This is a genomic window from Methylobacterium aquaticum (assembly GCF_016804325.1).
Lineage (GTDB): Bacteria > Pseudomonadota > Alphaproteobacteria > Rhizobiales > Beijerinckiaceae > Methylobacterium > Methylobacterium aquaticum_C.
The window spans coordinates 2,238,245-2,256,750 of record NZ_CP043627.1 but is presented as its reverse complement, the minus strand read 5'-3'; the positions used below and the strand labels follow the sequence as shown (position 1 = coordinate 2,256,750).

General features: G+C 70.8%; 16 protein-coding genes. 13 read left to right on the top strand and 3 right to left on the bottom strand.

The genetic code is table 11. From position 1 onward, the window contains the following. Window positions 1-182: 182 nt before the first annotated feature. On the bottom strand, window positions 183-677 hold the full coding sequence (locus tag F1D61_RS10070; protein WP_203157720.1) for a (2Fe-2S)-binding protein: 495 nt from the start codon (window positions 675-677) through the stop codon (window positions 183-185). 258 nt (window positions 678-935) lie between these two features. After that, window positions 936-1,412, bottom strand: a complete 477-nt coding sequence (locus tag F1D61_RS10065; RefSeq protein WP_203157719.1) for a CoxG family protein — start codon at window positions 1,410-1,412, stop codon at window positions 936-938. 224 nt (window positions 1,413-1,636) lie between these two features. Between F1D61_RS10065 and F1D61_RS10060 the strand changes: the two genes are divergently transcribed. From F1D61_RS10060 to F1D61_RS10020, 9 genes are all read left to right on the top strand, one after another. After that, window positions 1,637-2,557 (top strand): branched-chain amino acid ABC transporter permease, encoded by a 921-nt coding sequence (locus tag F1D61_RS10060; RefSeq protein WP_203157718.1) that lies wholly within the window; start codon window positions 1,637-1,639, stop codon window positions 2,555-2,557. Then, window positions 2,557-3,975, top strand: coding sequence for a high-affinity branched-chain amino acid ABC transporter permease LivM (gene livM, locus F1D61_RS10055; RefSeq protein ID WP_203157717.1), 1,419 nt, complete (start codon window positions 2,557-2,559; stop codon window positions 3,973-3,975). Before F1D61_RS10060 ends, livM begins: the two co-directional genes overlap by 1 nt. Then, entirely contained in the window at window positions 3,975-4,835 is an 861-nt protein-coding gene (locus F1D61_RS10050; protein WP_281437040.1) for an ABC transporter ATP-binding protein, read from the top strand. The genes livM and F1D61_RS10050 overlap by 1 nt, the downstream gene beginning before the upstream one ends. Then, window positions 4,832-5,614 carry an ABC transporter ATP-binding protein gene (locus F1D61_RS10045; protein ID WP_203157716.1) on the top strand — a complete coding sequence of 261 codons (783 nt, stop codon included), beginning with the start codon at window positions 4,832-4,834 and terminating at the stop codon, window positions 5,612-5,614. Before F1D61_RS10050 ends, F1D61_RS10045 begins: the two co-directional genes overlap by 4 nt. Then, entirely contained in the window at window positions 5,614-5,970 is a 357-nt protein-coding gene (locus F1D61_RS10040; protein WP_203157715.1) for a DUF6867 family protein, read from the top strand. Before F1D61_RS10045 ends, F1D61_RS10040 begins: the two co-directional genes overlap by 1 nt. A gap of 152 nt (window positions 5,971-6,122) precedes the next feature. Further along, on the top strand, window positions 6,123-7,250 hold the full coding sequence (locus F1D61_RS10035) for a branched-chain amino acid ABC transporter substrate-binding protein (RefSeq protein ID WP_203157714.1): 1,128 nt from the start codon (window positions 6,123-6,125) through the stop codon (window positions 7,248-7,250). Between the two features lie 405 nt (window positions 7,251-7,655). After that, entirely contained in the window at window positions 7,656-9,095 is a 1,440-nt protein-coding gene (locus F1D61_RS10030; protein WP_203157713.1) for an amidase, read from the top strand. A 121-nt stretch (window positions 9,096-9,216) separates the two neighbouring features. Beyond that, window positions 9,217-10,491, top strand: a complete 1,275-nt coding sequence (locus tag F1D61_RS10025) for a PQQ-dependent sugar dehydrogenase (RefSeq protein WP_203157712.1) — start codon at window positions 9,217-9,219, stop codon at window positions 10,489-10,491. A gap of 54 nt (window positions 10,492-10,545) precedes the next feature. Beyond that, the gene (locus tag F1D61_RS10020) at window positions 10,546-10,863 is read left to right on the top strand and encodes a c-type cytochrome (RefSeq protein WP_203157711.1); all 318 of its coding nucleotides are present in this window, start codon (window positions 10,546-10,548) and stop codon (window positions 10,861-10,863) included. Between the two features lie 251 nt (window positions 10,864-11,114). Here F1D61_RS10020 and F1D61_RS10015 read toward each other — a convergent pair whose 3' ends face one another. Beyond that, window positions 11,115-12,233 carry a ring-opening amidohydrolase gene (locus tag F1D61_RS10015; RefSeq protein WP_203157710.1) on the bottom strand — a complete coding sequence of 373 codons (1,119 nt, stop codon included), beginning with the start codon at window positions 12,231-12,233 and terminating at the stop codon, window positions 11,115-11,117. Window positions 12,234-12,511: 278 nt separating this feature from the next. Here F1D61_RS10015 and F1D61_RS10010 point away from each other — a divergent pair, with 278 nt between their 5' ends. Genes F1D61_RS10010 through F1D61_RS34040 form a run of 4 tightly spaced genes read left to right on the top strand, consistent with a single transcriptional unit; the run spans window position 12,512 to window position 18,465 of the window. After that, complete coding sequence (locus tag F1D61_RS10010; protein WP_203157709.1) at window positions 12,512-13,711, top strand: glycosyltransferase family protein; 1,200 nt, start codon at window positions 12,512-12,514, stop codon at window positions 13,709-13,711. 13 nt (window positions 13,712-13,724) lie between these two features. After that, a complete protein-coding gene (locus F1D61_RS10005; protein ID WP_203157708.1) occupies window positions 13,725-14,969 on the top strand; it encodes a glycosyltransferase in 1,245 nt (414 codons plus the stop codon). Further along, the gene (locus F1D61_RS10000) at window positions 14,966-16,321 is read left to right on the top strand and encodes a glycosyltransferase family 4 protein (RefSeq protein WP_246775809.1); all 1,356 of its coding nucleotides are present in this window, start codon (window positions 14,966-14,968) and stop codon (window positions 16,319-16,321) included. Before F1D61_RS10005 ends, F1D61_RS10000 begins: the two co-directional genes overlap by 4 nt. Beyond that, window positions 16,318-18,465 carry a glycosyltransferase gene (locus tag F1D61_RS34040; protein WP_246775808.1) on the top strand — a complete coding sequence of 716 codons (2,148 nt, stop codon included), beginning with the start codon at window positions 16,318-16,320 and terminating at the stop codon, window positions 18,463-18,465. The genes F1D61_RS10000 and F1D61_RS34040 overlap by 4 nt, the downstream gene beginning before the upstream one ends. The last annotated feature ends 41 nt before the right edge of the window (window positions 18,466-18,506 follow it).

Here is an 18,506-nt window from a genome sequence, read left to right as displayed (position 1 = left end):
CTCCCCCCTCTGCGGGGGAGGGTGGCCTGCGAAGCGGGCCGGGAGAGGGGCAGCGCAACGCTGACCCAGCTCGCGCCCTTCAAAACGGCTCAAGCTTTTCCGAAACCGGCGTCCCCTCTCCCGCCCCGCATCCGCGGGGCCCCCTCCCCCGCAGAGGGGGGAGGGTCACCGGCAGCGTCGCCCTACTCCGCCGCGACCTTCTGCGGCTCGGCCGCCATGTTCTCCGCCCCCGCCGCGATCGCCTTGACGATGTTGTGGTAGCCGGTGCAGCGGCAGATGTTGCCCTCGAGCTCGTCGCGGATGGTGTGCTCGTCCAGCGCGTTGCCCTTGCGGCGCACCAGATCCACGGCGGTCATGATCATGCCGGGGGTGCAGTAGCCGCACTGGAGGCCGTGATGCTCGCGGAAGGCCGCCTGCATCGGGTGCAGCTCGCCGCCCGACGCCAGGCCCTCGATGGTGGTGACCGAGCGGCCGTCGCACTGCACGGCGAGCACGGTGCAGGCCTTGATCGCCTCGCCGTCGAGATGGACCACGCAGGCGCCGCACTGGCTGGTGTCGCAGCCGACATGGGTGCCGGTGAGGCGCAGGGTCTCGCGCAGGTACTGCACCAGCAGGGTGCGCGGATCGATGTCGGCGGTCACGGCCTTGCCGTTCACCGTCAGGCTGACAGCGCTCATGGGTGACGTCCTCCTCCTGGCCCAAAGGCTTCTTGGCCGAAAACCCGCGGATCCTGTCCGTCGGACCCGGTCGCTCGTGGTGGCCGGGCCGGCCTGCCTTTCTGGAATCGCTCGAATTCGAGTGTCAACCGGCCGGAAGCGCCGGTCAAGGCGCGGCACTCCGACTTTTTGGCGCGCAAACCGGCCGTTTTCGCCCGGTTTGGATCACTCTGCCGATTCGCCTCGCAACAAGTTGATCGCGGGCGATCGAAAGCGGCGTCAGGCGGCCGAGGTCTCGCCGGCCTCGCCGCCCTGAACCTCCTTGGCGAACGTGTCGAAGAAGTTGTCGGCGTATTTCTTCGCCACGCCGTTGATCAGGCGGCCGCCGAGCTGGGCGATCTTGCCGCCGACGCTGGCCTCGACGTCGTAGGTCATCTTGGTCTGGCCGCCCTCGGCGGGCTCGAGCCGGACCACCGCCCCGCCCTTGGCGAAGCCCGCGACCCCGCCCTGGCCCTCGCCGGTGATGCGGTAGCCGTTCGGCGGGTCGATGTCGGTGAGCGTCACCTTGCCCTTGAAGGTCGCCTTCACGGGCCCGACCGCGATCTTGGCCGAGGCCTGCAGCTCGTTGTCCCCAACCTTCTCGAGGGTCTCGCAACCCGGGATGCAGCGCTTGAGCACCTCGGGGTCGTTCAGCTTCTCCCACACGGTCTGCTGGTCGGCCGGCAGCAGCACCTCGCCGGTCATCGTCATCGCCATGGCGGCGTCCCCCCTGGTTTCTGGTGAAGCGGGCTTCGCCGAAAGGGTAGCGGAGCCGTAGCGTCACGGCCAGCGGGGCTTTCGCACACCCGCCCGGCAACCCCGGATTGTCGAGTGGTGCGGTGCTTGCTAAGCCTCGCGGCAAGGGACGGTCGTGACACCCGGGTGACGGGCACGGCCAGGGAGGCGCGGGCGACAAGCCCGCCAATGGAGAACGTGACCGCATGGAGGTCTTCGCGCAGCAGCTCATCAACGGGCTGACGCTGGGGTCGATCTACGGCCTCATCGCCATCGGTTACACGATGGTGTTCGGTATCATCGGCATGATCAACTTCGCCCATGGCGACGTGTTCATGCTCTCGGCCTTCATCGCGCTGATCACATTCCTGATCGTCACGACCTGGCTCGGCATTTCGTCGATCGCGCTGGCGCTGCTGATCGTCCTGATCTGCGCGATGGTGCTCACCGCCCTGTGGGGCTGGGCGATCGAGCGGGTCGCCTACCGGCCGTTGCGCGGCTCGTTCCGCCTGGCGCCGCTGATCTCGGCGATCGGCGTCTCGATCTTCCTGTCGAACTTCGTCCAGGTGGTGCAGGGCGCCCGCAACAAGCCGACCCCGCCGATGATGCGCGAGGTGATCACGCTGTGGACCGGGGATAACGGTTACGCCGTGGCGCTCTCCTACAAGCAGATCATCATCATGCTGACGACCGTCGTGCTGCTCGCCGGCTTCTGGTACCTGGTGCAGAAGACCTCGCTCGGCCGGGCCCAGCGCGCCTGCGAGCAGGACCGCAAGATGGCGGCTCTCCTCGGCATCGACGTCGACCGCACCATCTCGCTGACCTTCGTGCTCGGCGCCGCGCTGGCCGCGGTCGCCGGCACCATGTACCTCCTCTATTACGGCGTCGTCTCCTTCGCCGACGGCTTCACCCCCGGCGTCAAGGCGTTCACGGCGGCGGTGCTCGGCGGCATCGGCAGCCTGCCCGGCGCGGTGCTCGGCGGCCTGCTCATCGGCCTCGTCGAGACCTTCTGGTCGGCGTATTTCTCGATCGAGTACAAGGACGTGGCGGCGTTCTCGATCCTTGCGATCGTGCTGATCTTCATGCCCTCCGGCATCCTCGGCCGGCCCGAGGTCGAGAAGGTCTGATGGCGAATCCGGCCACCTCCGGGGCGGCGCCCAACGCCGCCGACCGCGCCGCCACCGATAGGGCGGCGATCGTCAAGGACGCGGCGCTGTTCGCGCTCGTCACCCTCGGCCTGTGCGTCCCGATCGTCGCCTTCCGCACCGATCTGAGCCAGACCTCCGCCCTCGACCTCGTGCCGCGCTGGGGCCTCGTCACGATCCTGTGCGGCCTGGTCTTCGTCGGGCGGCTCGCGCAACGGCTGATCCTCGCCAACCGCGACGCCCGCCGGACCCTGACCCCCTCGCCGGTCCAGGCGACGGAGGCGGTGCATGCCGAGCCGAACGCCTCGCAGAGGCTCTCGGGCTTCGCCCTGCCGGCCTTTCTCGGCGTGACGCTCGCCTTCCCGCTGCTCGCCGTGCTCGGCACCGGGGGCCTGGGCGAATCCCGCTACTGGATCGATCTCGGCATCCTGATCCTCACCTACGTGATGCTGGGCTGGGGCCTCAACATCGTGGTCGGGCTCGCCGGCCTCCTCGATCTCGGCTACGTCGCGTTCTACGCCGTCGGCGCCTATTCCTACGCCCTGCTCTCGACGGTGTTCGGGCTGTCGTTCTGGATCTGCCTGCCGCTCGCCGGCCTGTTCGCGGGCCTGTGGGGCATGGTGCTGGGCTTCCCCGTCCTGCGCCTGCGCGGCGACTACCTCGCCATCGTGACCTTGGCCTTCGGCGAGATCATCCGCCTGGTGCTGATCAACTGGACCGACTTCTCGGGCGGCGCCGCCGGCATCTCGTCGATCCCCCGCGCCACCTTCTTCGGCGTGCCGTTCACGGCGGACGAGGACGGGTTCGCGGCGAAGTTCGGGCTCGACTTCAGCCCGATGCACCGGGTGATCTTCCTCTACTACCTGATCCTGGCGCTTGCACTGATCACCAACGGCGTGACGCTGCGGCTGCGCCGCCTGCCGATCGGCCGCGCCTGGGAGGCCTTGCGCGAGGACGAGATCGCCTGCCGGTCGCTCGGCATCAACACCACCAACACCAAGCTCACGGCCTTCGCGCTCGGCGCGATGTTCGGCGGCTTTGCCGGCTCGTTCTTTGCCGTGCGCCAGGGCTTCGTCAGTCCCGAGAGCTTCAACTTCCTCGAGAGCGCGATCATCCTGGCGATCGTGGTGCTCGGCGGCATGGGCTCGCAGATCGGCGTCGCCATCGCGGCGGTGGCGATGGTCGGCGGGCCGGAGATGCTGCGCAACCTCGGCTTCCTCAAGGCGGTGTTCGGCGAGGGCTTCGATCCGAACGAGTACCGCCTGCTCCTGTTCGGCCTCGCCATGGTGATCATGATGATCTGGCGCCCCCGCGGCCTGATCTCGGAACGCGCACCCTCGATCGTGCTGAAGGAGCGCAAGCGCATCTCGGGCTCCCTCGTGAAGGAGGGCCACGGCTGATGGCGGCCTCTCTCGCCTCCCCCCGCATGGCCGACCCGGTCCTGACGGTCGACCACGTCACCATGCGATTCGGCGGCCTCGTCGCCGTCAACGACCTGTCGTTCAAGGTCGGCCGCGGCGACATCACGGCCTTGATCGGCCCGAACGGCGCCGGCAAGACTACGGTCTTCAACTGCATCACCGGCTTCTACAAGCCGACGGAAGGCATGATGACCCTGCGCCACCGCGACGGCGCCGAGTTCCTGCTGGAGCAGCTGCCGGGCTACGCGGTGAACCGGAACGCGCGGGTCGCCCGCACCTTCCAGAACATCCGCCTGTTCACCGGCATGACCGTGCTGGAGAACCTGCTGGTGGCCCAGCACAACCCCTTGATGCTGGCCTCCGGCTTCACCATCGCGGGGCTCCTCGGCCTGCCGGCCTATCGCCGGGCCGAGAAGGCCGCGGTCGAGCGGGCCAAGGACTGGCTGGAGCGCATCCAGCTGATGGACCGCGCCGACGACCCCGCGGGCGCCCTGCCCTACGGCGACCAGCGCCGGCTCGAGATCGCCCGCGCGATGTGCACCGATCCGGTCCTGCTCTGCCTCGACGAGCCGGCCGCCGGCCTCAACCCGCGGGAATCGCTGCTCCTCAACGATCTCCTGCGGGCGATCCGCGACGACCACGACACCTCCGTGCTCCTCATCGAGCACGACATGTCGGTGGTGATGGAGATCTCCGACCACGTCGTGGTGCTCGATTACGGCACCAAGATCGCCGACGGCACGCCGGCGGAGATCCAGAGCGACCAGAGCGTCATCGCCGCCTATCTCGGCGTCGAGGACGACGAGGTGGAGCAGGTCGAGGCGGAGGTGGGGGTATGAGCGTCGCCGGCATCAACGTCCTGGTGGACGAGACCCGCGCCCGGGAGGCCGGCACCCGGGCGCCGCTCCTCACCGTGCGCGGGGTGAAGACCTATTACGGCAACATCATCGCGCTCAAGGGCGTCGATCTCGACGTCAACGAGGGCGAGATCGTCACCTTGATCGGCGCCAACGGCGCCGGCAAGTCGACCCTGATGATGACGATCTTCGGCAGCCCCCGGGCGCGCGAGGGCACCATTACGTACGCGGGCCGCGACATCACCCGGATGCCGACCCACGAGATCGCCCGGCTCAACCTGGCGCAATCGCCGGAAGGCCGGCGGATCTTTCCGCGGATGACCGTCTACGAGAACCTGCAGATGGGGGCGGCCGTCAATGGCGGCGCCCATTTCGAGCAGGACCTGGAGCGGGTCTGCGCCATGTTCCCGCGCTTGAAGGAGCGGCTCTACCAGCGCGGCGGCACGATGTCGGGCGGCGAGCAGCAGATGCTTGCGATCGCCCGGGCGCTCATGAGCCGGCCGCGGCTCCTGCTCCTCGACGAGCCGTCCCTCGGCCTGGCGCCGCTCATCGTCAAGCAGATCTTCTCCGCCATCAAGGAGCTCAACGAGCGCGACGGCATGACGGTCTTCCTCGTCGAGCAGAACGCCTACCACGCCCTCAAGCTGGCGCATCGCGGCTACGTGATGGTGACGGGCACGATCACCATGTCGGGCACCGGCAAGCAGCTCCTCGACGACCCGTCGGTGAAGGCCGCCTATCTCGAAGGGGGACGGCACTGATGCAGGGGTTCCTCCACGAGGAGAGCACGATCTGGCTCTTCCTGCTCGTCACCGTGGTTATGGGCGGCTGGATGGCCTGGATGATCGGGCGCGGCATCGCGCTCGGCTGGAAGCCGTACTGGCAGGCGGTGGTCTCGCTGCTGCTGCTCGGCTTTGCCGTGCGCTTCATCCACTACGCGTTGTTCGAGGGCACGCTGCTGTCGCCGTACTATTACGTCGTCGACACGATCGTGCTGCTCGTCATCGGCTCGGCCGGCTATCGCGCCACCCGCGCCCGGCAGATGACGACGCAGTATCGCTGGCTCTACGAGCGCAGCTCTCCGTTCTCCTGGCGGGCGAAGGCGGGAGACGCCTGACGCCCCCTGCCCTGCACGCGTCGCCGGGTGCAGGGCCTCACGCGATCCGGGGCGTCTCGCCCCGGCCCCCGATCCGGGGTCCCCACGCCCCGGTCTCCCGGCCGAAAGGGCCCAAGAGCCCGACGTGACCGTCGATCCAGAGGAGTATTGAGATGAAGCGTACGCTACTGGCCGGCTTCGCCCTCGCGGCCACCGTCGCCTGGGCCGGCTCGGCGCAGGCCCAGATCAAGCTCGGCGTGGCCGGCCCGATCACCGGCGCCAACGCCGCCTTCGGCGCCCAGCTCAAGAACGGCGCCGAGCAGGCCGTCGCCGACATCAACAAGGCCGGCGGCATCAACGGCCAGAAGATCGTCCTGGTGATCGGCGACGACGCCTCCGATCCGAAGCAGGGCGTGTCGGTCGCCAACAAGTTCGCCGCCGAGGGCGTGAAGGCCGTGGTCGGCCACTTCAACTCCGGCGTCTCGATCCCGGCCTCCGACGTCTATGCCGAATCCGGCATCGTCGAGATCACCCCGGCCTCGACCAACCCGAAATACACCGACCGCAAGCTGTGGAACACCTTCCGCACCTGCGGCCGCGACGACCAGCAGGGCGCGGTCGCCGGGGCGTGGCTCGCCGACAAGTTCAAGGGCAAGAACGTCGCCTTCGTCCACGACAAGACCCCGTATGGCCGCGGGCTGGCCGACGAGACCCTGAAGGCCCTGAAGGCCAAGGGCGGCAAGGACGTGCTGTTCGAGGGCATCAACCCGGGCGAGAAGGACTATTCGGCCCTCGTCTCGAAGCTGAAGCAGGCCAAGGCCGACGTGGTCTATTACGGCGGCCTGCACACCGAAGCCGGCCTGATCGTGCGCCAGATGCGCGACCAGGGCCTCAACGCCCCGCTGATGAGCGGCGACGGCATCACCGACAAGGAATACGCCCAGATCGCCGGCCCCGGTGCCGACGGCACGCTGATGACCTTCTCGCCGGATGCCCGCAAGAACCCCAACGCCAAGGACGTGGTCGCGGCCTTCAAGGCCAAGAACATCGACCCCGAGGCCTACACCCTCTACTCCTACGCCGCCGTCCAGATCCTGAAGGACGCCATGGAGGCCACCAAGTCGACCGACGGCAAGAAGGTCGCGGCCTACATGCACGAGGGCAAGCCGTTCAAGACCGTGATCGGCGACATCTCGTACGACAAGAAGGGTGACATCACCCGTCCGGACTACGTGATGTACATGTGGAAGAAGGGCGCCGACGGCCGGATCGACTATACCGGCAACGAGCAGACCCAATAACGGTTTAAGAGCCGATCGAACCGGCCCGGCGCCTCGTGCGCCGGGCTTTTCTATGGAGAGTTTTCGGCTGAATTTCGGGTCTGGCGAGGCTCGGCAGATCTCGAACTCTCCTCGTCATTCCGGGGCCGCGCAGCGGAGCCCGGAATCCAGAGCCGCCAAGAAATCAGAAGAAGTCGAATCGCGCTCCGCTTCATCTATATCCGCCTGCGGTTCTGGATTCCGGGATCCGCTGCGCGGCCCCGGAATGACGAGGAGAGGTGTCGACGCCAGTTCCAGATCGACTTGCGATGAGTCGACCTGTGCCGAAAGCGAACCATGCACCGGGCAGCAGAAGCCTGCCCACGCGCGGCGCTTGTCCGTCCCTCGCTCCCGTGCTCCGCTGGGGCGACAGCGCAGGAACCGCCGATGCCTTCGTCCGATCTCGTCATGATGCGTGCCACCGACCTCGCGCGGGCGATCCGCGACCGGGCCGTCTCGGCCCGGGAGGTGATGCAGGCCCATCTCGACCAGATCGCCCGCCACAACCCGGCAGTGACCGCGATCGTCTCCCTGCGCGATCCCGACATCCTGCTCGCCGAGGCCGAGGCCGCCGACCGGGACCTGGCGGCGAACGGTCCGCGCGGGCCGCTGCACGGGCTGCCGCACGCGGTGAAGGACCTGTCTGCCACGGCCGGAATCCGCACCACGCAGGGCTCGCCGCTCTTTCGCGACACGGTGCCGGACACCGACGCGCTCCACGTCGCGCGCCTCAGGCAGGCCGGCGCGATCCTGATCGGCAAGACCAACGTGCCGGAATTCGGCCTCGGCTCGCACAGCACCAACCCGGTCTTCGGCACGACCCGCAACGCCTACGACCCGGCGAAGGCCGGCGGCGGATCGAGCGGCGGCGCCGGGGTGGCGCTGGCGCTGCGCATGGTGCCGCTCGCCGACGGCAGCGACCATGGCGGCTCGCTGCGCAACCCGGCCGCCTGGAACAACGTGCTGGGCCTGCGCCCCGCCGCCGGCCGGGTGCCGGGCAACACCGACGAGGTCTTCCTGCCGCAGCTCGGCGTGATGGGGCCGATGGCGCGCTGCACCGCCGATCTCGGCCTCTTGCTCTCGGTCCAGGCCGGCTACGATCCGCGCACCCCGACCGCGATCCGCCAGGACCCCGCCGCCTTCGCCTCCGTCCGGCCGCGGGAGCTGAAGGGCCTGCGCATCGGCTGGATCGGCGATTTCGGCGGGCATCTGCCCTTCGAGCCCGGTGTGCTCGACCTCTGCGAGGCCGGCCTGAAGGCCTTCTCCGATCACGGCGCCGCGGTCGAGCCGGTCCTGCCGGCCTTCGATCCGGAGGCGATCTGGCGCGCCTGGGTGACCCTGCGCCAGGGCCTCACCGGCGCCGGTCTCGCGGCGCATTGGCGCGATCCGGGCAAGCGCGCGCAGATGCGGCCGGAGGCGGTCTGGGAGGTCGAGCAGGGCCAAAAACTCACGGCGTTCGACCTGCATGCCGCCAGCGTCGCCCGCACCGCCTGGTATCATTGCGTGCGTGGTCTGTTCGAGCGCTTCGACGTGCTGGCCCTGCCCGCCGCGCAGGTGTTTCCGTTCGATGCCGGCGAGACCTGGCCGCGCCGCATCGCCGGGCACGCAATGGACACCTATCACCGCTGGATGGAGGTGGTGGTGCCGGGTACGCTGTCGGGGTGCCCGGTGATCAGCCTGCCGGTCGGCCTCAACCCGGCCGGGCTGCCGATGGGGCTCCAGCTCATCGCCCCGAACCACGACGAGGCCGGGCTGCTTGCCATCTCCGCGGCCTACGAGGCCGTGACGGGGTTCGACCGCACCCTGCCGCCGGCCTTGCGCGACTGAATCGCGGCGGCGCGGACGGGATAGGCTGCCTGCTCCGCTTGCCGCCGACAAGACCCGGCGCCATAAATGGCGGGCAACAAGCTCGGCCACGCCCGAACGGCCGGCACCGGAGGAAATCTCGATGAAGCCCTTCCTGATGGCGGCGCTCGCCGCCGGCGTGTCTTTCGCAGGAGCAGCGCTCGCGCAGGACACGACCGCCGGCGACACCAAGTCGAAGGTCGACAACCTGGAGAAGCTCGGCAGCTTCAAGCAGACCGGCGTCGCCGAGCCGGCGCCGATCCCGCAGACCGGCCGGCGCGCCGACGCGATCAACCGTACCCTGCAGAAGATCAAGGTGCCGGACGGCTTCAAGATCGAGCTCTACGCCGTGGTGCCGGATGCCCGCGCCATGGCGGTCGGCCCGAATGCCGGCGTGGTCTTCGTCGGCACCCGCAAGTCCAAGATGTACACCGTCACCGACCGCGACAAGGACCGGGTCGCCGACGAGGTCAAGGTCTACGCGCCGGGCGTCGACTTCAAGATTCCGAACGGCGTCTGCTTCTCCCGGGACGGCGTGCTGACGGTGGTGGAGCAGAACCGCGTGCTGGCCTTCCCGGCCGCCGAGTTCTTCTACGAGGGCACCGACGGCCCGGCGGTCGTGGTGGTCAAGCAGGGCGAGCTGATCCCGCCGGCGGAGGAGAGCTACAACCACACCGCCCGGATGTGCCGCATCGGGCCGGACGGCAAGCTCTACGTCTCGCTGGGCCAGCCCTACAACGTGCCGCCGAAGGACAAGGCCGACCTCTACGCCAAGACCGGCATCGGCGGCATCATCCGCATGGATGCCGACGGCAAGAACCGCGAGGTCTACGCCACCGGCATCCGCAACTCGGTCGGCATGGACTTCGCCAACGACAAGACGCTGTGGTTCACCGACAACCAGGTCGACGGCATGGGCGACGACCAGCCGCCGGGTGAATTGAACCAGATCACCAAGCCCGGCCAGAATTTCGGCTTCCCGTGGTATGGCGGCGGCGGCGTCCGCACGGTCGAGTACAAGGACGACAAGATCCCGGCCGACGTCGTGCCGCCGAAGGCGGAACTGCCGCCCCACGCCGCCGATCTCGGCATGATCGTCTACAAGGGCAAGTCGTTCCCCGAGAAGTACCGCGGCGGCATCTTCACCGCCGAGCACGGCTCCTGGAACCGCACCACGCCGATCGGTGCCCGGGTGATGTTCGTGCCTGTCAACAAGGACGGCAGCGCCGGCAAGCCCGAGCCCTTCGCCGAGGGCTGGCTGACCGAGGGCGGCGAGTATCTCGGCCGCCCGGTCGACGTCGCCACCCTGCCCGACGGTTCGCTGCTGGTCTCCGACGACACGGCCGGCGCGATCTACCGCATCTCCTACGAGAAGTAGGTTTTTTCGGAGTTGGGGCGGCGCTGCCGCCCCGCTCCCCTCCAGGAGATGCTCATGACCCGCACCCTCGCCCTCCTGATCCTTCTCGGCGCGACCGTGCCGGCCGCCGCCGGGGACGCCAAGGCCGGCCGGGCCAAGGCGGTGGGCTGCCAGGCCTGCCACGGCCTCGACGGCCTCTCGAAATTGCCCGACGCGCCGAACCTCGCCGGCCAGGTCGAGCCGTATCTCGTCAAGGCGCTGACCGAGTTCCGCAACGGGACGCGCAAGAACGAGGTGATGTCGGTGGCGGCGCAGGATCTGTCGGATGCCGATATCGCGAATCTCGCGGCGTATTACAGTGGGATCCAGATCGATGTGATCCCGCCGGGGTGATTTGTGCCGTGTGAGGTCGTTCACCAGGCAGTTTCAAAATCAATTACTCCGTCCCACCTGCGACCTCATCCTGAGGTGTTAGCCGATTAGAAATCGGCTGACCTCGAAGGAGGGCTCCAGAGATCGCCGAGGTTTCTGGAGCCCTCCTTCGAGGCTCCTTTCAGTCGCACCTCAGGATGAGGCCGTGGGTGGGGGCGACTGCAAGAAGCAGTCGGCAGGCCACAGGCTCCCAAGCCGACCGATCCGGTGCGTTACGCCCCGACCCGCCCGATCACCGCCACCGGCCCGCCCCCATCCGGCCCCTGGTGCTCCGCCCCACCCGACACGAACAAATCCGTCCGCCCGATCGCCGCGGCCGCGACGCCTCCGACCAGCGCCCGCGCATGGCGAGTGGCGTTGATGTCGCTGTCGTCGTTCATGATGTGGCGCTGCCCGCGGATCAGGCCGTTGCCGGTCGGCTCGGCCTTCGCGAGGAGGGCGACCACGCGCTCGGCGGCCTCGGGCGGGAGCTGGCCGCCCGTCGGCAGCCCGAGATCGGCGAGCGCACCCTGGATCGCCGGAAAATCGATCCCGTCGCGCATGACCCGGTGGGCGATGCGCAAGCGGCCGCTCCAGCCCGGCGCGTTGCCGAGCACGATGACCTCGTTGCGCATCAATTCGATTCCCGCCGAGGCGCTGGCGCGGCCGGAATAGAGATCGGTGCGGGTGCCGATCACGGAATCGTCGAGGGCCGATTCCGGGATCTCGCCGAGCGCCAGCCCGATCCCGAGCGCCGAAGCGCCGCGGGACAGGCCCATCGAGGCGTAGGTGTCGTGGGTGGCCACGGACTCGCCCCGGGACGCCGCCTCCTGGATGCGGGCGCTGGTGAGGAGCGGGCATTTCACCTGCACGAAATGCACGTCCTCCACCTCGGTGAGGCCCGCGTTCGCCATGGCGCGGCGCACGGCGGCGGCGGTGGCGCGGACCTGCGCCATGCGGCCGATCTGTTCGGGCAAGAAGTCGTCCGTGAAGGCGGTGCCGACCGCGAGCGCCTTGCCCTCCGGCGTCTCGCCCTCCACGCTCGGCCCCTCGCGCCGGGCGACGATCAGGAGGTGGGGCGAGAGCCCGCCCTCGGTGCCACCGGACATCACGAGCGCGACCCGGGCGCCGATCGTCGCCGGCGACACGCCGAGGCGGGCGGCGAGCGCCGCTTCCAGCGCCATCACGGCGAGCGGCCGGGTGAAATCGTTGACGCAACCATTGCCCTCGGTCTTGCCGAACACCGCCACGATCTCGTCGGGCGCCACGGTGCCGGTGTCGATCAGGGCCTCGAGCCCCGACACGTCGGCGGGGTGGCGGGTCGGCACGCGGAAGACGAGGCATTCGGGCATCGGGGACTCTCGGTGTGCGGCGGTCGAATGGGCCGGCCGGGAAGCCGGACGGGCGGCGCCCGCCCTTGCAAGTGCGCCGCCAACCGCCCGACGAGGCTGCGCCGCCACAAGCCTGGCCATAACTGCGCCACCCGGGTAGCCGCGCCGGGGGCGGATGCGCTAGTCTGGCCTCCCGCGCCCGGGAGGTCCGAAAACCCGATGCCGATACCGTTGAGCCGCACCCGGCCCGCCGTGTCCGCACGGGCCTCCCTGACGCCCCGGGCCGAAGTCCCCGCCGGATGAGCTTCGTTTCCCCTTTACCCGGCGGTGCCCCGCAGCGGGTTCTGATCTACTCGCACGACACGTTCGGGCTCGGCCATCTGCGCCGCGCGCGGGCGATCGCCCATGCGCTCGTGGCCGGGGCGCCGGAGCGGCGGGTGGTGATCCTGTCGGGCTCGCCGGTGAGCCACGCCTTCCGCTTCGCTCCCGGGGTGAGCTGCCGGCGCCTGCCGGGAGTGACCAAGCTCGCCAGCGGCGAATACCAGAGCCTCGGCCCGGGACATGGCCTCGGCGAGGTGGTGGCGGCCCGCGCCGCCCTGATCCGCCACGTCGCCGAGCGCTTCGATCCCGATCTCTTCCTCGTCGACAAGGAGCCGGCGGGCTTCCACGGTGAGGTGCTGCCGGCGCTCCACCGCCTCAAGGCGCGGGGCTGCCGGCTGGTGCTGGGCCTGCGCGACGTCCTCGACGATCCCGAGCTTCTGGCGCCCGAATGGGAGCGCAAGGGCGCGCTCTCGGTGCTGCCGCTCTACGATTCGCTCTGGGTCTACGGCCTGCGGGAGATCTACGCCCCCCTCGACGGGCTGGCGCTGCCGGGAGGCGTCGCGGAGCGGCTGACCTATACCGGCTATCTCCGCCGCGAGGCGCCCGAGGCGGACCTGCCCGACGAGGCGGCGGAGGAGCCGTTCCTCCTCGTGACGCCGGGCGGCGGCGGCGACGGGGTCGAGCTGGTCGAGGCGGTGGTGCGGGCCTACGAGGCGCATCCCATCGCCCACCGGGCGCTGGTCGTGTTCGGTCCGTTCTTCCCGGCCGCCGCCCAGGCCGCCTTGGGCGCCCGCATCGCCGCCCATCCGCGGCTCGCCTCCCTCGATTTCGACGCGCGGCTGGAGCGGCTGATGCGCCGCGCCGCCGGCGTGGTGGCGATGGGCGGCTACAACACCTTCTGCGAGATCCTGTCCTTCGACCGCCCGGCCCTGATCCTGCCGCGGGTGCGGCCCCGGCGCGAGCAGCTGATCCGGGCGCGGGCCGCCGCCCGGCTCGGCCTCGTCGGCGTGATCGAGCCCGGCGAGGACGAGGACACCACCCGCATGGCCGCGGCCCTCGACGCCCTGCCCCACCGGCCGACCCCGTCGGCCCGGCCGATCCCCGGCCTCCTCGACGGCCTGCCGGCGATCCGCCGCCTCGCCGCTGCCGCCGACGCCCCTTGCCTGGCCGCCGAGTAAGCGACGTCCGTTCATGCCCCCGCTCCGCATCGCCGTCCTGGTCAAGGGCTATCCGCGCCTGTCCGAGACCTTCATCGCGCAGGAACTCCTCGGCCTCGAGGCACGGGGGCTCGACCTCGCGATCTGGTCGCTGCGCCAGCCGCATGACGGCGCCGTGCATCCGATGCACCGGCAGATCCGCGCGTCGATCGCCTACCTGCCCGAATACCTCCACCAGGCGCCGTGGCGGGTCTTGCGCGGGGCGCTCGCGGCCCTGCGCCGGCCGGGCCTGTGGCCGCTCCTGAAGGTCGTCCGGCGCGACCTCGCCCGCGATTGCACGCCCAATCGCGGCCGGCGCCTCGGCCAGGCCCTGGTGCTCGCCCGCGAGCTGCCGGCGGAGATCGGCCACATCCACGTCCATTACCTGCACACCCCGGCCTCCGTCGCGCGCTACGCCGCGCTCTTGAGCGGGCGGAGCTGGAGCGCGTCGGCCCACGCCAAGGACATCTGGACCACGCCGGACTGGGAGCTGGCAGAGAAGCTCGACGATGCGCGGCTCGCCTTCGCGGTCACCTGCACGGCGGCGGGCGCGGCGCGCCTGCGCGAGGTCGCGGCCGATCCGGGCCGGGTGTCCCTCGTCTATCACGGCCTCGACCTGTCGCGGTTTCCCGCGCCGCCGGAGAGCCGCCCGGGCAGGGACGGGTCGGACCCGGCCGATCCCCTGCGCCTCGTCACCGTCGGCCGGGCGGTGGCGAAGAAGGGGTTCGACGACCTTCTCGACGCGCTGGCCGCCCTGCCTCCCGACCTGCATTGGCGCCTCGCCCATATTGGCAGCGGCGAGGCGCTGGCGGCTTTACGCGAGAAGGCGGCGGCGCTCGGCCTGTCGCAGAAGGTGATCTTTTTGGGCTCCAAGCCGCAGCCCGAGGTGGTGGCGCTCCTGCGCGAGGCCGACCTGTTCGTGCTGCCGGCCAAGCGCGCCCCCTCCGGCGACCGCGACGGGCTGCCCAACGTCATCATGGAGGCGGCCTCGCAGGGGCTCGCGGTGGTCGCCACCGACTTCGCCGGCATCCCGGAATTCCTGCGCGACGGCATCGAGGGACGGCTGGTGCCGCCGGGCGACTGGGGGGCGCTCTCGAACGCCATCAACCTGCTCGCCCGCGATCCCGCCGAGCGGGCGCGCCTCGCCGCGGCGGCGCTCGCCCGCCTGCGGACGGAATTCGGCGCCGAGGCCGGGTTCGAGACGGTGGCGCGGCTGTTGACGGATGCCGCCGGGCGATGAGCCGGGTCGCCTTCTACGCGCCGCTGAAGGCCCCCGATCACCCGGTGCCGTCCGGCGAGCGCACGATGGCGCGGCTGCTCCTGCGGGCGCTGGCAGCGGCCGGATTCGCGCCGGAACTCGCCAGCCGCTTGCGCACCCGCGATCCCGACGGATCCCGGCATCCGGGCTTGAAGATGGAATCCCTGGCGGAGGCCGAGCGCCTGGTCGCGGCCTACCGGGCCGACCCGCCCGCTCTGTGGTTCACCTATCACGTCTACTACAAGGCGCCGGACTGGATCGGCCCGGCGGTGTCGCGGGCACTCGGCATTCCCTACGTGGTGGCGGAGGGCTCGCGGGCGCCCCGGCGCGCCACCGGCCCGCACGCCCTCGGCCATGCCGGCGCCGAGGCGGCCCTCGACGCCGCCGACCTGATCCTCGTCATGAACTACCGCGACCGGGCGGCGCTGGAGGCGGCGCGGCCGAGCCGGCAAGTTCTGTCCGAACTTCCGCCGTTTCTCGATCCGGATGATTGGGTGCTGTCCGGCGGCACACAAGGGGATTCGAGTTCGAGAGACACGCCTTCGAAAATTCAGCGTGGGATCCCCTCTCCCGAGTGGGAGAAGGGTAGGGGCGATCGAAGATCGCGCGAGGGTGGATCGGCTTCAGAATTAAACTCAGTCCGTTCCGCTGCGTTGCTCGGCGCTCGGAGTTCAATCCTGAAGCCGAGCCACCCTCACCCCCGACCCGTCTCCCACTCGGGAGAGGGGGGAACCCGCGCCTCGTCCTCCGCCCGCATCGCCCTGCCCGCCGGGAACTCGCCCGAACCCCTGCGCCTCCTCACGGTCGCGATGATGCGCGACGGCGACAAGCTCGCCTCCTACCGCCTGCTGGTGGAGGCGCTGGCGCAGATCGGCGACCATCCCTGGACCCTCGACGTGGCCGGCGACGGCCCGGCGGCGGCTGAGGTCGCCTCCCTGCTGGCGCCCTTCGGCGACCGGGTGCGCCGCCACGGGGCCGTGGAGCCCGCCGCCCTCTCGACTCTCTACGCCGCCGCCGACCTCTTGGTCTGGCCGGCCGTGAACGAGGCCTACGGCATGGCGCTGCTGGAGGCCCAGGCCCATGGCTGCCCGGTGGTGGCCGGCGGCTATGGCGGGGTGCCGGACGTGGTGCGGGACGGCGCGACCGGCCGGGTGACGCCGCCGGGCGACGCCCCGGCGCTCGCCGCCGCGATCCGCGACCTCGCCGGGGCGCCCGACACGCTCGCGGCGATGGGCCGAGCCGCCCTCGCCTTCGCCCGCGAGGAGCGCGGCCTGACGACCGCCGCCGCCCGCCTGCACGCGGCGCTCGGGCCCCTGCTGCGGGAGCCCGCATGAGCCGGATCCTGATCGCCGTCACCCATCTCCTCGGGGCCGGCCATCTCACCCGGGCGGCGTCCCTCGCGCGGGCCTTCGCGGGCGCCGGCCACGCCGTGACGCTGGTCTCCGGCGGCATGCCGGTGGCGCTGCCGCGCCTCGACGGAATCCGCCTGGTCCAGCTGCCGCCCGTGAGAATCACCGGCACCGCCTTCACGGCGCTTCTCGACCCGGACGGCGCGCCGGCGACCCCGGAGCGCCTGGCGTCCCGCCGCCAGACCCTGCTCGCCGCCTTCGCGGAGGCCGCGCCGGACGCGGTGATCACCGAGCTCTACCCGTTCGGCCGCCGGGTCCTGGCGCCGGAATTCGAGGCCCTGGTCGCGGCGGTGCGAGGGGCTGCGTCGCGCCCTCTCCTCCTCGCCTCGATCCGCGACGTACTGGCGACCCCGAGCCGCCCGGAGCGGATCGCCGCCACCCATGCCCGCCTCGACGCTTACGATGCCGTGCTGGTCCACGGCGATCCGGCCTTCCTGCCGCTGGACGCCTCCTGGCCGGTCGAGGCCGCCCTGGCCGCGCGGCTGCGCTATACCGGCTACGTCGACGAGGCGGAGACGGCGCCGGCTCCGGGCGGTCCCCGCTCCGGCATCGTGGTCTCGGGCGGCTCCAGCGCCGCCGGGCTGCCGCTCCAGGAGACCGCGGTCGCGGCCGCGCGTCTCACCCCGGCCCTGTCCTGGCGCATCCTCGTCGGCCGCGCGGTGCCCGAGCCGGCCTTCGCGACGCTCGCGGCGGCCGCGCCCGCGAACGCCGCCGTGGAGCGGGCCCGGCCGGATTTCCGTGCTCTCCTGACGCGGGCCGCCCTCTCGGTCAGCCAGGCCGGCTACAACACGGTGCTGGACCTCCTGCACAGCGGCTGCCCGGCCCTGCTGGTGCCGTTCGAGGCCGGCCACGAGACCGAGCAGCGCCTGCGCGCCGAGACCCTGGCGGCCCACGGCCTCGCCCGGGTGCTGCCGGAATGCGAACTGACGGCGGACAGCCTGGCGGAGGCGGCCCTGGCGGCGGCGCCGCCTGCCACGGACCGCGCCATCGCCCGCGACGGGGCGCGGCGGAGCGTGGCGATCGTGGAGGGGATGCTGGCTGGAAAGACGAAGCACTTCCCCTCCCCCTTGCGGGGAGGGGCTAGAGCATTTTCCGACGAAGTGGATACCGGTTCGTCGCAGAAAATGCGGCAAAATCAACGACCTAGAGAGCTTCGCGATTGCAACGCGATCGTGAAGTGCTCTAGGGGTGGGGGTGGTGCAGAAGGCACCGCCTCGCTCCGCGTGGAACCACCCCCACCCCTGACCCCTCCCCACAAGGGGGAGGGGAAGGCGCTCTACCTCCACACATCTTTCGACATCACCCCCCTTACCGACGCCCTCGCCCGCGCCGCGGACGAAGGCCGCATCACCTCCCTCTGGTGGCGCGACGACGACGCGGTGTCCCATACCCCCGCTCTCGACCGCCTGCTCGCGCTGGCGGCCCGGACCGGCTGGCCGGTGGCGCTCGCGGCGGTGCCGGCCCGGGTCGAGCCGTCGCTGGCGGCGCGCGTCGCCGACGAGGCAGGGGTCGATCTCCTGGTCCACGGCCTCGCCCACGCCAACCACGCCCCGCTCGACGCCAGGAAGGCCGAGTTCGGCCCGCATCGCCCGCCGGCAGCGCTGAAGGCCGAGGCCGCGGAAGCCCTGGCGCTCGCGACGGCCCGCCTCGGCCCCCGCCTGCTGCCGGTGCTGGTGCCGCCCTGGAACCGCATCGCCGCCGCCCTGCCCGAGGCCCTGCCGGCTCTCGGCTATCGCGGCCTCTCGGCGGCCCATCCCGTGCCCACGGTGCCGGGCCTCGCGCAAGCTCACGCCGCGATCGACCCGATCGCCTGGCGCGCCGGGGCCACGCTCGCCGATCCGGCTGCGGTGATCGCCCGCGCCGTCCGGGCGGTGGCGGAGGGCGGCGCGGTCGGGCTCCTCACCCACCACCTGGTGCAGGACGACGCGACCTGGGACTTCTGCGAGCGCCTCCTCGACCGCCTCGCCTCTTCCCCTGCGACAGGCCGGGCATTCGGAATATCGCGGGCCGCCACTTTGTTTGCGCCCACGCCGTCGCCCATGTCACAACCGGACCCTATCTTCCGGTGAAGATCCGGGGCCGCCCCCATCCCCGAGAGGACAGCACGGCA

What these genes read in the sequence shown, in the direction of transcription:
- livM (WP_203157717.1), top strand. Translation starts at nt 2,557, where the DNA reads ATGGCGAATCCGGCCACCTCCGGGGCGGCGCCCAACGCCGCCGACCGC.
- F1D61_RS10000 (WP_246775809.1), top strand. Translation starts at nt 14,966, where the DNA reads ATGAGCCGGGTCGCCTTCTACGCGCCGCTGAAGGCCCCCGATCACCCG.
- F1D61_RS10010 (WP_203157709.1), top strand. Translation starts at nt 12,512, where the DNA reads ATGAGCTTCGTTTCCCCTTTACCCGGCGGTGCCCCGCAGCGGGTTCTG.
- F1D61_RS10050 (WP_281437040.1), top strand. Translation starts at nt 3,975, where the DNA reads ATGGCGGCCTCTCTCGCCTCCCCCCGCATGGCCGACCCGGTCCTGACG.
- F1D61_RS10060 (WP_203157718.1), top strand. Translation starts at nt 1,637, where the DNA reads ATGGAGGTCTTCGCGCAGCAGCTCATCAACGGGCTGACGCTGGGGTCG.
- F1D61_RS10035 (WP_203157714.1), top strand. Translation starts at nt 6,123, where the DNA reads ATGAAGCGTACGCTACTGGCCGGCTTCGCCCTCGCGGCCACCGTCGCC.
- F1D61_RS10015 (WP_203157710.1), bottom strand. Translation starts at nt 12,233, where the DNA reads ATGCCCGAATGCCTCGTCTTCCGCGTGCCGACCCGCCACCCCGCCGAC.
- F1D61_RS10005 (WP_203157708.1), top strand. Translation starts at nt 13,725, where the DNA reads ATGCCCCCGCTCCGCATCGCCGTCCTGGTCAAGGGCTATCCGCGCCTG.
- F1D61_RS10040 (WP_203157715.1), top strand. Translation starts at nt 5,614, where the DNA reads ATGCAGGGGTTCCTCCACGAGGAGAGCACGATCTGGCTCTTCCTGCTC.
- F1D61_RS10065 (WP_203157719.1), bottom strand. Translation starts at nt 1,412, where the DNA reads ATGGCGATGACGATGACCGGCGAGGTGCTGCTGCCGGCCGACCAGCAG.
- F1D61_RS10030 (WP_203157713.1), top strand. Translation starts at nt 7,656, where the DNA reads ATGCCTTCGTCCGATCTCGTCATGATGCGTGCCACCGACCTCGCGCGG.
- F1D61_RS34040 (WP_246775808.1), top strand. Translation starts at nt 16,318, where the DNA reads ATGAGCCGGATCCTGATCGCCGTCACCCATCTCCTCGGGGCCGGCCAT.
- F1D61_RS10020 (WP_203157711.1), top strand. Translation starts at nt 10,546, where the DNA reads ATGACCCGCACCCTCGCCCTCCTGATCCTTCTCGGCGCGACCGTGCCG.
- F1D61_RS10025 (WP_203157712.1), top strand. Translation starts at nt 9,217, where the DNA reads ATGAAGCCCTTCCTGATGGCGGCGCTCGCCGCCGGCGTGTCTTTCGCA.
- F1D61_RS10070 (WP_203157720.1), bottom strand. Translation starts at nt 677, where the DNA reads ATGAGCGCTGTCAGCCTGACGGTGAACGGCAAGGCCGTGACCGCCGAC.
- F1D61_RS10045 (WP_203157716.1), top strand. Translation starts at nt 4,832, where the DNA reads ATGAGCGTCGCCGGCATCAACGTCCTGGTGGACGAGACCCGCGCCCGG.